At 64.1% G+C, this 11,547-nt stretch carries 13 protein-coding genes; 5 read left to right on the forward strand and 8 right to left on the reverse strand.

What is annotated here, in order from left to right:
• The 4 genes from QZ266_RS08265 to QZ266_RS08280 all read right to left on the reverse strand — a co-directional run.
• Positions 1–182, reverse strand: a 182-nt coding sequence (locus QZ266_RS08265) for a hypothetical protein (protein ID WP_295693809.1), incomplete at its 3' end; no start/stop codon positions are given.
• Between the two features lie 59 nt (positions 183–241).
• A complete protein-coding gene (locus tag QZ266_RS08270) occupies positions 242–1,501 on the reverse strand; it encodes a dihydrolipoamide acetyltransferase family protein (RefSeq protein ID WP_295693812.1) in 1,260 nt (419 codons plus the stop codon).
• Positions 1,502–1,504: 3 nt separating this feature from the next.
• Complete coding sequence (locus QZ266_RS08275) at positions 1,505–2,518, reverse strand: alpha-ketoacid dehydrogenase subunit beta (protein ID WP_295693814.1); 1,014 nt, start codon at positions 2,516–2,518, stop codon at positions 1,505–1,507.
• A gap of 3 nt (positions 2,519–2,521) precedes the next feature.
• Positions 2,522–3,751, reverse strand: coding sequence for a 3-methyl-2-oxobutanoate dehydrogenase (2-methylpropanoyl-transferring) subunit alpha (locus QZ266_RS08280; RefSeq protein WP_295693817.1), 1,230 nt, complete (start codon positions 3,749–3,751; stop codon positions 2,522–2,524).
• Positions 3,752–3,935: 184 nt separating this feature from the next.
• Here QZ266_RS08280 and QZ266_RS08285 point away from each other — a divergent pair, with 184 nt between their 5' ends.
• On the forward strand, positions 3,936–4,415 hold the full coding sequence (locus QZ266_RS08285; protein ID WP_295693819.1) for an Lrp/AsnC family transcriptional regulator: 480 nt from the start codon (positions 3,936–3,938) through the stop codon (positions 4,413–4,415).
• A gap of 41 nt (positions 4,416–4,456) precedes the next feature.
• Here the strand turns inward: QZ266_RS08285 and QZ266_RS08290 are convergent, their stop codons facing one another.
• Entirely contained in the window at positions 4,457–5,020 is a 564-nt protein-coding gene (locus tag QZ266_RS08290; protein ID WP_295693821.1) for a TetR/AcrR family transcriptional regulator, read from the reverse strand.
• A 45-nt stretch (positions 5,021–5,065) separates the two neighbouring features.
• On the opposite strand from QZ266_RS08290, the gene QZ266_RS08295 reads away from it, so the two are divergent.
• Together QZ266_RS08295 and QZ266_RS08300 are read left to right on the forward strand one after the other, a co-directional pair.
• Positions 5,066–5,446, forward strand: a complete 381-nt coding sequence (locus tag QZ266_RS08295; protein ID WP_295693824.1) for a hypothetical protein — start codon at positions 5,066–5,068, stop codon at positions 5,444–5,446.
• A gap of 13 nt (positions 5,447–5,459) precedes the next feature.
• Positions 5,460–5,831, forward strand: coding sequence for a hypothetical protein (locus QZ266_RS08300; RefSeq protein ID WP_295693826.1), 372 nt, complete (start codon positions 5,460–5,462; stop codon positions 5,829–5,831).
• 172 nt (positions 5,832–6,003) lie between these two features.
• On the opposite strand, the gene QZ266_RS08305 is transcribed toward QZ266_RS08300, so the two are convergent.
• Positions 6,004–7,194: a thiolase family protein gene (locus tag QZ266_RS08305; protein WP_295693829.1), complete on the reverse strand. Its 1,191-nt coding sequence runs from the start codon at positions 7,192–7,194 to the stop codon at positions 6,004–6,006.
• Between the two features lie 228 nt (positions 7,195–7,422).
• Between QZ266_RS08305 and QZ266_RS08310 the strand changes: the two genes are divergently transcribed.
• The gene (locus QZ266_RS08310) at positions 7,423–7,743 is read left to right on the forward strand and encodes a CPBP family glutamic-type intramembrane protease (RefSeq protein WP_295693831.1); all 321 of its coding nucleotides are present in this window, start codon (positions 7,423–7,425) and stop codon (positions 7,741–7,743) included.
• On the opposite strand, the gene QZ266_RS08315 is transcribed toward QZ266_RS08310, so the two are convergent.
• Entirely contained in the window at positions 7,740–8,435 is a 696-nt protein-coding gene (locus QZ266_RS08315) for a hypothetical protein (protein ID WP_295693834.1), read from the reverse strand. The genes QZ266_RS08310 and QZ266_RS08315 overlap by 4 nt on opposite strands.
• Positions 8,436–9,270: 835 nt before the next feature.
• Between QZ266_RS08315 and QZ266_RS08320 the strand changes: the two genes are divergently transcribed.
• The gene (locus QZ266_RS08320; protein WP_295693837.1) at positions 9,271–9,816 is read left to right on the forward strand and encodes a hypothetical protein; all 546 of its coding nucleotides are present in this window, start codon (positions 9,271–9,273) and stop codon (positions 9,814–9,816) included.
• A 458-nt stretch (positions 9,817–10,274) separates the two neighbouring features.
• Here QZ266_RS08320 and QZ266_RS08325 read toward each other — a convergent pair.
• A partial coding sequence (locus QZ266_RS08325) for a helicase-related protein (RefSeq protein ID WP_295693840.1) occupies positions 10,275–11,547 on the reverse strand: 1,273 nt, incomplete at its 5' end.

Genomic DNA, 11,547 nt, shown 5'->3' on the forward strand with positions numbered 1-11,547 from the left:
CCTCCAATCAGGATCACCACGACGTAGACAGCCAGAAACGGCAGATGCTGCGAGAATTCGGTTCCGCCATCTATCGCATTGCCCATGGCCGTCACCGCGAGGTGGAACCAGCCAAGGAGCAGGCAGCCGGTCAAGGCGAACAGGATTCCAAATCCACGAAAGATCAAGCTCAGCACACGCATCAGCGCCCCTCCCGCCATGAACGGTGAGCGAGAATCCGATTCATGCAAGCTCTGCCAGCTTACATGAACAGCGTCGCCGGGTTTTCCAGATAGCCCTTCACGGCCTGGATCAGCATGGCGGCCTCATAGCCATCAACGATGCGGTGATCGAAGCAGCTGGAGAGGTTCATCAGCTTGCGCGGCACGACCAGGCCCTCGGCATTATAGCGCGGCAGGGTCTGCATCTTGTTGACGCCGATAATGGCGGTTTCCGGCGCGTTGAGAATGGGCGTGGTGACCAGGCCACCGATCGCCCCCAGCGAGGTGATGGTGATGGTCGAACCGGTCAGCTCGTCCTTGGTCGCCTTGCCGTCCTTGGCAGCGCCGGCCAGACGCCGCAGCTCGGCCGCGATCTGCCAGATATCGAGACTCTCGGCATGCTTGATGACCGGCACCATGAGACCGTTCGGCGTCGCAGCAGCGACCCCGCAATGCACGGCATCATGCTTGGTCAGAAGCATGGCCTCGCCATCAAAATGGGCATTGGCCTGGGGCGTGTTTGGCAGCGCCCTGGTCAGCGCCATGACCAGGAAGGGGATGAAGGTCAGCTTGGCCTGGTCATCCGACCTGGTCGCATTGAGGTGGGCCCGCAATTCTTCCAGCGCCGTGACGTCGATTTCCTCGACATAGGCAATGTCCGGAATGGTACGCTGGGCGTGGGACATATTGTCGGAGATGCGACGGCGCAGGCCGATCACCTTCTCCTCGGTGATGCCGGTGCGCGGCGCGCGGACCGATGAACTGCCCGAGCCCGAGCGGGCCACGAGACGGCCGCCGGACTTGATGAAATCGTCCAGATCGTCATGCGTGATCCGACCAGCCGGGCCGGTGCCCGGCACATTGGCCAGATCGATATCGGCTTCCAGGGCACGCTTGCGCACGGCCGGGCTGGCCAGAGGGCGTTCACCGCCCGTACGGCTGGCGATCGACGGCGCCTCGCTGGCGGCGACCGGCTCGGCGGCTTTCGGCGCTGCGGGCTTGGCCGGTTCGGCCGGCTTGGCATCCTCAGCCGGGGCCGCATCCTCGGCCGGAGCCGCCCCGTCGACAGCAATGAACATGATCTCGGTGCCGACGGCGATTACATCGCCCGGCGCGCCAACCAGCTTGGTCACCGTGCCATTGACGGCGCAGGGGATCTCAACCGTGGCCTTGTCCGTCATCACGTCCAGGACATGCTGGTCCTCGGTGACACTGTCGCCTTCCTTGACGTGCCATTCGACGATTTCCGCCTCGACGATCCCTTCGCCGACATCGGGCATCTTGTAACGGTATTCGCTCATCGATCAGGCCTCCAGAACGGCGTTCATGGCATTGATGAAACGGTCGGGCCCCGGGAAATAAGCCCATTCATGGGCGTGCGGATAGGGCGTATCCCAACCGGTCACGCGCTGGATCGGTGCCTCGAGTGCATAGAAGCATTCTTCCTGCACCTGGGCGGCCAGCTCGGCCGCAAAGCCCGATGTGCGCGGGGCTTCCTGGGCGACGATACAGCGACCGGTCTTGTTGACCGAACGGGCAATCGTCTCGAGATCATAGGGAACCAGGGTCTTCAGATCGATCACTTCGGCATCGATACCGGCCTTCTCGGCTGCCGCCTGGGCAACCAGAACCAGCGTGCCATAGGTGACGATGGTGATCGCCGAACCTTCCCGCACGACTTCCGCCTTGCCGATCGGAAGGCTGTAATAATCTTCCGGCACCTCACCCTTGGGATGCTTGCCCCAGGACGACAGCGCGCCCCCGGAATGGCCCTCGAACGGACCATTATACAGGCGTTTGGGTTCGAAGAAGATGACCGGGTCCGGGCTCTCGATCGCGGCAATCAGCAGGCCCTTGGCATCATAGGGGTTGGACGGCATCACCACCTGGACACCCGGCACCTGGGTGAAAAAGGCTTCCGGGCTCATCGAATGGGTCTGACCACCACGGATGCCGCCGCCACAGGGCGAGCGGACCACGACCGGGGCGGTGAACTGACCGGCCGAGCGGTAGCGCAGGCGGGACATTTCCGAGACGATCTGGTCCAGGCCCGGGAAGATATAGTCGGCGAACTGGATCTCGGCGACGGGCTTCAAGCCCTTTGCCGCCATGCCTATCGCCATGCCCATGATGGCCGCTTCATTGATCGGCGCGTCGAAGGAGCGGTCGAGACCGTATTTCGTCTGCAGATTGGCGGTGACCCGGAAGACGCCACCGAAATAGCCGGCATCCTCGCCGAAGCTGATCACGTCCGGATCGCGTTCCATCATGTTGTCCAGGCCGGAATTGAGGGCCTGGATCATGTTCATCTTGGCCATGATCTAGACTCCCAGGTCCTGGCGCTGGCGACGCAGGCGCCAGTCCGGTTCGGCATAGACATCCTCGAAGATCGACTCGACCGGCGACAACGGCCCGTCATGCAGCGTGCCGTGGGTCTCGGCTTCCTTGTAGGACGCGATCACCATTTCATTGAGGTCTTTCTCGAGCGCGGCATGGCGCTCCTCATCCCATTCACCCAGACCGATCAGGTGCTGTTTGAGCCGTTCGACCGGATCACCCAGCGGCCAGATCTCATTCTCGCCCTTGGGGCGATAGCCGGACGGGTCATCCGAGGTGGAATGGGCATCGGCGCGGTAGGTGAAGTGCTCAATCACGGTCGCGCCATGTCCGGCACGGGCGCGCTCGGCAGCCCATTGGGTCGCCGCGTAGACGGCGAGGAAGTCATTGCCGTCAATACGCAAGGACGCCAGGCCATAGCCCATGCCCTTGTAGGCAAAGGTCGGTGCTTCACCGGCCGCAATGCCCTGGAAGGTCGAGATCGCCCACTGGTTATTGACCACATTGACGATCACCGGCGCCCGATAGGTCGAGGCCAGAACGAGGGCGCCGTGGAAATCGCCCTCGGCGGTCGAGCCATCGCCGATCCAGGTCGCGGCAATCTCGCCATCACCGCGATATTCACAGGCCATGGCATAGCCGACTGCCTGCGGCAGCTGGGTCGCGAGATTACCCGAGATCGAGAAGAACTTGCCCTCGGCCCAGGCATAGTGGACCGGCAGCTGGCGACCCTTGAGATTGTCGCGGGAGTTGGAAATGCAGTGGCACATCATGTCGACAATGTCCCGGCCGCGGGCAAACAGGATGCCCTGCTGGCGATAGGACGGGAAAACCATGTCGGAATTCTGCATCGCCATGGCGCCGGCGACAGAGACGGCCTCTTCGCCCGTCGACTTCATGTAGAAGCTCATCTTGCCCTGACGCTGCAGCTTCAGCATGCGGTCATCAAAGACCCGCGTCAGCACCATGTGACGCAATCCCTCGCGCAGGACATCCGGGTCCAGCTTGGGATCCCATTCACCCACTGCCTGGTGATTGTGATCGAGGACGCGGACCAGGCCGAGGGCCAGATCGCGGGTCTCCATACCGGCCACATCGGTTGCAGGCCGCTTGGCCTCCCCGGCGGGCGGGATGGCGATATGGGAAAAATCAGGCGTGTCTCCGGGACGCACATGCGGCGCGGGAACGTGGAAGCGGGGTTCAGTGTGTGCCATGGGCTCTCGCTGAAAACTTCGGCAGGACGTGCCTATATGGGGTTCCCGCGATGATACGGAAACGCGACCGGCGTCTAGCGCGGAAGAGCTGGTCTTGTCCAGCATAGCAATGCGGTGCCATTTCGGGGTTCGCAAGTGCGGAAAGTTGAATTATTTTCTCTCGAAATCATGATTTGAGGAAATAATGACCGTCACCCTGGACACGATTGATGTGCGCATTCTCGAGGCCCTGCAAGTCGATGCGGGTCGATCCGTCGCCGACATTGCCGAAATCGTCGGCCTGACGCCTTCGCCCTGCTGGCGACGCATCCGCCGACTCGAGACCGAGGGCATCATCAAACGCCGCTCGATCCAGCTCGACCGGCGCATGATCGGCCTGATGTTCACTGCCTATCTGGAAGTGAAGATCCAGCCGGCGCGCAAGGCCAATTACGAGAAGTTCGAAAAGGCCATCCAGACCTTCCCGGAAATCACCGAGGCCTGCACCATGACCGGCCCCTATGACTACCTGCTCAAGGTCGTGACCCCGGACATCGACGCCTATAACGAATTCATGTCCGAAAAAATGATCCCGCTGGACGTGGTCGGCGACTTCCGCACCTCGGTCCAGATCCGCAATGTCAAGGAAGGCCGCGGCCTGCCGCTCGGGCATATCGACGGCTGAGAACACCCCGGATTTCGCCAGTGCAGCATGAGCCGGCGGCGTCAGCGCGCCGACAGCAAGGGCGCGACGGCCGTTCCGATATCACCATCCACGCTCTCCGGCACTGCCTTGTCGGGCAGGTAAAGCCTGACAGCCCCCAGCGGGATGCCGATCAGCGCCAGGCGAACCCGCTCTATCGGCAGGCCCTGTTCCCGGGCGAAAGTTTCCAGGCCGGCCCGGCTCCTCCCATTAAGCTGGTCGAGCCGGGCGCGCATGTCCGGTGGCGCCTTGTCGGACATCATTTCCGAACGCCGCCCCGTGGTCAGGATCAGGGCCCGGGCCACCTCATCGCGACAGAAGGCCGGCGTGACCAGCGCTGCGGCGAGCCCTGGCGAGGTCGCGGGGGCTTCCAGCGCCGCAAGAAACCGGTCCTGGAATGCGCCGACAGCGTCCAGCCAGGCGGCGGCCATCAACCCTTCGCGGGAACCGAAACGGTGATAGATCGACCCGGTCGAAACGCGGGCCGTAGCTGTGACGGCTTGCAGACGCACTTCGCCCTGCTCGACCAGGCAGTTGGCCACAGCCGCGAAGACAGTTTCATCGAGAAAGCTTGACGGTCGACCCATAATAGAACATTTTTTCTAGAACATAAATTTCAGTACGGATCGATCATGACCATTCTCGCCGCCCTGGCAAGCCTGAGCGCCCTTGTGACCTTCGCCGTTCATACCTTTGCTGGCGGCCGTGTCGTTGCCCGGCCGCTGCTGGCAGACACCCATCTTCCGCCGGCCAGCAAATGGCTGAACTATTATTGCTGGCACATCACCACAGTCCTGCTCGCGGCGATGGCCATCGCCTTTGCAGCAACCGCACTCGACGCGCGCTATGCCGCCTTCCCGCTCCTGTTCGGCCCGCTGGCACTCTGCCTGGCAGGCCTGAGCGCCGCGATCGCTATCAAGGCCGGCATGGCGCCCCTGCGCCTGCCCTCGACCAGCCTGTTTGCGCTGACCGGCGGTCTGGGCGTCGCCTCCGCCCTTGCCAATCCCGTCTGAGCGGAGCGTATCCATGCTGATTGTCGCCGCCATGCTGACCATCCTCGTCGGCCTGTTTCACTCCATCGCCGGAGAGATCCGCCTGGTCCGTCCATTGCTGGCGAGGCCTGACCTGCCCGGCCTGGGTCACGGGCCCTGGTATGGGCGCGCCCTGATCCGCACCGCCTGGCACATCACGACGCTGACCTGGTGGGGAATTGCGGCCATGCTGGTCGTCATCCATCGGGCCCCGCTTCCGGATCATGCCCCGCTGCTGTGGATCATCAGCGCTGTCTTCGCCGTGAGCGGCGTGGCAGCCCTCGTCCTGAGCCGGGCCCGGCACCCGGCCTGGCTCGCCTTCCTGCCCATCGCCGCCCTGACCGGCTGGGTCGCGGCGAGCAGTTGAGCTGCGGAAACCTGCAGCCTGCCACCGTCGCTCACGCAATGTGCGCCGGAATGAAGGCGGCGAATGCTTGGTTACCGTGAACCGCGCTCCCTTGATGAGTGGTTTGTTCCATCAAAAAAGGGCGCAGCCATCGGCCGCGCCCTTCTTCGTGTGAGTGTGCGGGGGTTTTCGCCTAGTCGAAACGCTCGACGGCCACCGCCGTGGCTTCACCGCCACCGATGCAGAGCGAGGCAACACCCTTGGTCTTGCCGTGCTTTTCCATCGCGGCGAGCAGGGTGACCATGATGCGGGCACCGGACGCACCGATCGGGTGACCCAGGGCACAGGCGCCGCCATTGACGTTGATGATGTCGTGAGAAATGCCCAGCTCCTTCATCGCGATCATCGGCACGACCGCGAAGGCCTCGTTGATTTCCCACAGATCGACATCGCCGATCTGCCAGCCGGCACGCTCGACAACCTTGCGCATGGCGGGCACCGGAGCGGTGGTGAAATAGGCCGGTTCGTGGGCGTGGGCGGCGGTGGCGACGATCTTTGCAATCGGCGTCAAACCACGGCGCTCTGCCTCTGACAGGCGCATCAGGATCAGGGCCGCAGCGCCATCGGAGATCGCCGAGGCATTGGCTGCCGTCACCGTGCCGTCCTTGGAGAAGGCCGGACGCAGGGAGGGAATTTTCTCCGGCATCGCCTTGCGCGGCAGCTCATCGGTATCGACGACGGTCTCGCCCTTGCGGGTCTTGATCGTGACCGGCGTGATCTCGCGCTTGAAATCACCCTCTTCGGTGGCGCGCTGGGCGCGGGCCAGGGTTTCCAGGGCGTAGGCGTCCTGCTGCTCGCGGGTGAATTGGTGCTCCTCCGCAATCATGTCGGCATAGCCGCCCATCGGCTTCTTTTCAAAGGCGTCTTCAAGACCATCCTGGGCCATGTGGTCCTTGATGGTGTCGTGGCCATATTTGAAACCGCCGCGATGCGTGGGCAGCATGTGCGGGGCATTGGTCATCGACTCCATGCCGCCGGCAATGATGATCTCGGCATCGCCCGCTGCGATCGAGGCGCGACCCATGATGGCCGCCTGCATGCCCGAACCGCACATCTTGTTGAGCGTCGTGGCTTCGACCGATTTGGGCAGGCCCGCCTTGATCGCCGCCTGGCGACCCGGGGCCTGGCCCTGGCCGGCCATGAGCACATTGCCCATCAGGATCTGGTCGATGTCATCACCGGCAATACCGGCTTCTTCCATCGCCGCCTTGACGGCAACCGCGCCGAGTTCATTGGCGGACAAGGGTGCAAGTTCACCGAGCAGGCCACCCATCGGGGTGCGGGCCATGCCGACGATGACGATGGGATCGTCCACAGCACTCATTTGATCTCTCCTCTGGGATTATTCTGTCTTAGTCTGGCGCGCATGATCGAATTATGCGGCACAGCGTCAAGTTTTTTCGCAGATGCGAAACGCGCGGTCCGGACATGGCCGGGATTGGCCACCTGGGGGCAATCCCTTCTAATCCTTGCCGCTTTTGTCGTCGCAACGCTCACAATCAACAAAGTTGAAGCCCTGTTCACCTTTGCAGTGACGGATGACCCGGCGGGGTTGTTAGCGGTAGCAGCAGCCGCCTTCATCATTCCGGGCCTGACCGAGGAGCTGATTTTCAGGGTCGGACTGGGTGGCCGCACGGGCCGGATTCGGGCCGCGCTCGCCATCGCCGCCTTCGTGCTCTGGCACCCGGTCCAGGTCTGGCTCGGCCTGCCAATGGCACAGGCTATCTTTCTGGAGCCCGGCTTCCTCGCCATCACCGCCATGCTCGGCCTTGCCTGTACGATCGCCTACCGGGCAGGCGGATCAATCTGGCCCGCCGTGCTGATCCACTGGCTGGTGGTGATCGGCTGGAAAGGACTGATAATCGCGCCCTAGCGGTTGCAGGCGCGCGCGAACAGCGTCCGCGCCTGGTCTGCATCACGGCGCATGGTCTGGGCGCCGTCGCGGCCGCGCTCGAACATCAGGGCGAGCTCGAAACAGGCCGTCGCGTCATCGGCCGCACAGACCGCGGCGCAATCATCCTGCTTGCGCATCCGGCCCGGGCGATTGCCATAGCAGGCCTCGCGCTGGGCTGGCAGGGGATCGCGACCGAGCGCGGCGAGAATATCCGCCTGACGGGCACACCCGTCATTGAAGCCGCGCTCACAGGACCGGCGGGCCAGTTCGAGCCCTTCCAGCCGGTCCGTCTCACTGCCCGTCTCCAGCAGACCGGCCGCCTGCCAGCACGCCATCGAACTCCGGTTCGCACAGCCCGCCCGCACCACCGGCAAATAGCGCTCGCGATCATAGCGGACATCATCATAGGGATTGGGCTCATTGATCCGCTCGAACAGCCAGCACGCCCCATCCGAGCCGAGACTGCAGCTGCGCATCATCAGCGCCACCGCCTCATCGGTCAGCCAGTAACTCCGGTCGGCCCGCTGCATCAGTCCGTGCGCATAACTACAGGCAAAGCCTTCGCCGGCCTCGCAGCGCTCGAGAAAGGGCGCCGGGTCCGGCGATGCCGGCTGGGCGAGCGCAGGCGCGCTCAGGAACAGGCCAGCACAGAAGATCAAAAAGAGACGCATCTTGCCTCGCAGGTTAAGCGCTCAGGATAGGCGCCCCACCCGCACCCCGGCAAGCACTGACAGCGCCACGGCGCGGCGCCTGGCGGTTTGGGCAGGAGGAGGGTGCGGGATACCGGCCCAAGCCGATAAAGCGCTGATTTTCATACGGTCGCTTCAACAGGCATCCCGCACACGGAGTTTTCCCGGGCTGTCTCCACCCCGATTCCAATGCGTCAGGTAGATGGGGTCGGTCGTTTAGTGCCCCGCGACCTGGTCGCACGCCCTGCCGGAACTTCGGGATGTCATCCCCGATGTGCGGACAGGCTCCGCAAGTTCCCGGGCACAAGTGACTGAGCTCGTGCCTCCCGTCCCGAAAACCAAGGGCAGTCTCCCACGGGTCAAATGGGGTGAGGATAAGTTTTCTGGATTTTTCGCCGGAGCGCATTTTCCCTCTCCCTCGGGAGAGGGCCAGGGTGAGGGGTAAACCCCGGTGCCAGCAGGAGTTTTCCCCCTCATCCGCGCTACGCGCACCTTCTCCCAAGGGAGAAGGAAATGGGCGCACGGCGGGGATAAACGGCGTCCGGAAGGGCGCATCCGCGCAAACCCATCCATACATCCCTTGCCGGGACCTCGCCGTATCCGGATTTCCAGGTCAAGGGCCGCAAGGCGGCCGCGTCGCGGTTTCACCCTTGAGCTGGAAAACCGGATACGGCCGGCTGGCTGACAAGGAATGTATGGATCATTGCGCGCGGTGCGCGACTTTCGGCGGCGAGATACCCCCACCCATCACCCATCTGGGTCATTATCCAGTCATCTTCGCCCCGCTAGCCTTTGGCGACCAGACAGGGGACAGATCATGATATCGACCAGACATACGCTTTTCGTCAGCCTCGCCGCCTTGGCCGTCCTCGCCAGCCCGGCTTTGGCCCAGAAGGGCGAGGCGCCGGCGGCCTCCGCCGACTGCGATCTCACCGCGACGGCGCATTGGGGCGGCGATCCGGACAGCGGGCTGACCGCCCGGGCGGTCACGACGTGCGAGGCCGGTGGCCGCATTCGGGCCACGCTCACCGTGGTCGATGAGGCCGGCACCATCCAGCATGAGGGCCACTATCCCACCGACGAGGTCATGGTCCTCGCCTGGGCCGAGCCGGGCCAGCTGGCCGCCAGCCTGGACGAATGGCTGACCGCCTTCACCCAGCTCGACAACACCATCCACCTGCCAAGCGACACCGCCGAATTCCCCTTCTACCCCGCCGAAGGCCTCACCCAGGCCGACATCGACGCCCTGCGCACCCAGGGCCTCGACATGGCCTGCTACATCCAGGGCATGGAAAGCGCGAATTGCCTCCTGCGCGACGGCGATGGCGTGCGCGAGATCGGCGTGTGGCTGTTCCCGGGCTAGGCGAAGCCCCTCCTTTCCCCACCGTCATCCCACGGTCGCGACAAAGTCGCGATCCGGGGGATGACGGAGAGTTAGGGTGTGAAGCGAGGCGAGGGAATGCCGTCACCAGGTCCTTCCCCTTGATGGGGAAGGTGGGCCGGCGCGGAGCGGCGGGTCGGATCGGGTGAAACGCGCAGCGTTCCGTCACTGGCCGCCCATCACCCACTCCGTCTGGCCGCTGACGCGTCCAGCCACCTCGCCCATCAAGGGCGAGTACCCACTGCCCCATCTCCCACCGTCATCCCACGGTCGCGGCAAAGCCGCGATCCGGGGGACCTCAGCCACCCTGCCGGTGGTTCTGCCTCCGCCGCCTCGCTCAAGCGATCAACCCGGCGAGCCGAGGTCCCCCGGATGCCCGCTGCGCGGCCCCCGTGGGATGACGGTGGTTGGGGGGCTACTGGGTATTTGGGAGGTGAGGGTCACTCCCCCCGCAACGCCAAAATCTCATCCCGCAGCCTCGCCGCTTCCTCAAACTCCAGATCAGCCGCAGCTTCACGCATCCGCTTCTCCAGGTCCGCAATCACGGCGACCACATTATCCCCCGCCACAAACGCCGCCTGATCCGCCTCGCGCAGGCCCTTCGGCCGGCCATCGCCCTTCTTCCGGCCCTTCGCCGCGACGCCGCGGCCCTTGGCCTGGCTTTCCATCACTTCTTCCAGGATGTCGCTGATCCCTCGCGTGATGGTCGTCGGGGTGATGCCGTGTTCTTCGTTGTGGGCGATCTGTTTGGTGCGGCGGCGGCCGGTTTCGTCCATGGCGCGTTGCATCGAGCCGGTGATGCGGTCGGCATAGAGGATGACTTTTGACTCGGCGTTGCGGGCGGCGCGGCCGATGGTCTGGACCAGGCTGGTCTCGGATCTGAGGAAGCCTTCCTTGTCGGCATCGAGAATGGCGACGAGGCCGCATTCGGGAATGTCCAGACCCTCGCGCAACAGGCTGATGCCGATCAGCACGTCATAGACGCCCAGGCGCAGATCGCGGATCAGCTCGATGCGTTCGACCGTGTCGACGTCGGAATGCATGTAGCGGACCTTGATGCCCTGCTCGTGCATGTATTCGCTGAGATCTTCGGCCATGCGCTTGGTCAGCGTGGTGACCAGGGTGCGGAAGCCTTTCTCGGCCGTGGCGCGGGCCTCGTCGATCACGTCATCGACCTGGCTGGCGCCATCGGCGGCAACGGGGCGGATCTCGACCGGCGGGTCGATGAGGCCGGTCGGGCGGATGACCTGCTCGGTAAACACGCCGCCAGTCTGGTTCAGCTCCCACTGGCCCGGCGTCGCCGAGACCGAGATGGTCTGCGGCCGCATGGCGTCCCACTCCTCGAATTTGAGCGGGCGGTTATCGAGGCAGGAGGGCAGGCGGAAGCCGTGATCGGCCAGCGTCTTCTTGCGGCTGTAATCGCCCTTGTACATGGCGCCGAGCTGCGGGATGGAGACATGGCTCTCATCGGCGAAGACGAGCGCGTCTTCGGGAATGTATTCGAAGAGTGTGGGCGGCGGCTCGCCCGGCTTGCGACCGGTCAGATAGCGGGAATAATTCTCGATGCCGGCACAGGAGCCGGTGGCGCCGAGCATTTCCAGGTCGAATTCGGTGCGCTGTTGCAGGCGCTGGGCTTCCAGCAACTGGCCTTCCTTCTCCATCCAGGCGAGGCGTTCCTTGAGCTCGGCCTTGATCTTGACCACGGCCTGGTTG

Origin of the sequence: uncultured Maricaulis sp. (genome assembly GCF_905480005.1) — a bacterium.
GTDB lineage: Bacteria > Pseudomonadota > Alphaproteobacteria > Caulobacterales > Maricaulaceae > Maricaulis.

Excerpts from the sequence above, each read along its gene's own strand:
- QZ266_RS08270 (WP_295693812.1), bottom strand. The coding sequence starts at position 1,501 with ATGAGCGAATACCGTTACAAGATGCCCGATGTCGGCGAAGGGATCGTC.
- QZ266_RS08275 (WP_295693814.1), bottom strand. The coding sequence starts at position 2,518 with ATGGCCAAGATGAACATGATCCAGGCCCTCAATTCCGGCCTGGACAAC.
- QZ266_RS08280 (WP_295693817.1), bottom strand. The coding sequence starts at position 3,751 with ATGGCACACACTGAACCCCGCTTCCACGTTCCCGCGCCGCATGTGCGT.
- QZ266_RS08285 (WP_295693819.1), top strand. The coding sequence starts at position 3,936 with ATGACCGTCACCCTGGACACGATTGATGTGCGCATTCTCGAGGCCCTG.
- QZ266_RS08290 (WP_295693821.1), bottom strand. The coding sequence starts at position 5,020 with ATGGGTCGACCGTCAAGCTTTCTCGATGAAACTGTCTTCGCGGCTGTG.
- QZ266_RS08295 (WP_295693824.1), top strand. The coding sequence starts at position 5,066 with ATGACCATTCTCGCCGCCCTGGCAAGCCTGAGCGCCCTTGTGACCTTC.
- QZ266_RS08300 (WP_295693826.1), top strand. The coding sequence starts at position 5,460 with ATGCTGATTGTCGCCGCCATGCTGACCATCCTCGTCGGCCTGTTTCAC.
- QZ266_RS08305 (WP_295693829.1), bottom strand. The coding sequence starts at position 7,194 with ATGAGTGCTGTGGACGATCCCATCGTCATCGTCGGCATGGCCCGCACC.
- QZ266_RS08315 (WP_295693834.1), bottom strand. The coding sequence starts at position 8,435 with ATGCGTCTCTTTTTGATCTTCTGTGCTGGCCTGTTCCTGAGCGCGCCT.
- QZ266_RS08320 (WP_295693837.1), top strand. The coding sequence starts at position 9,271 with ATGATATCGACCAGACATACGCTTTTCGTCAGCCTCGCCGCCTTGGCC.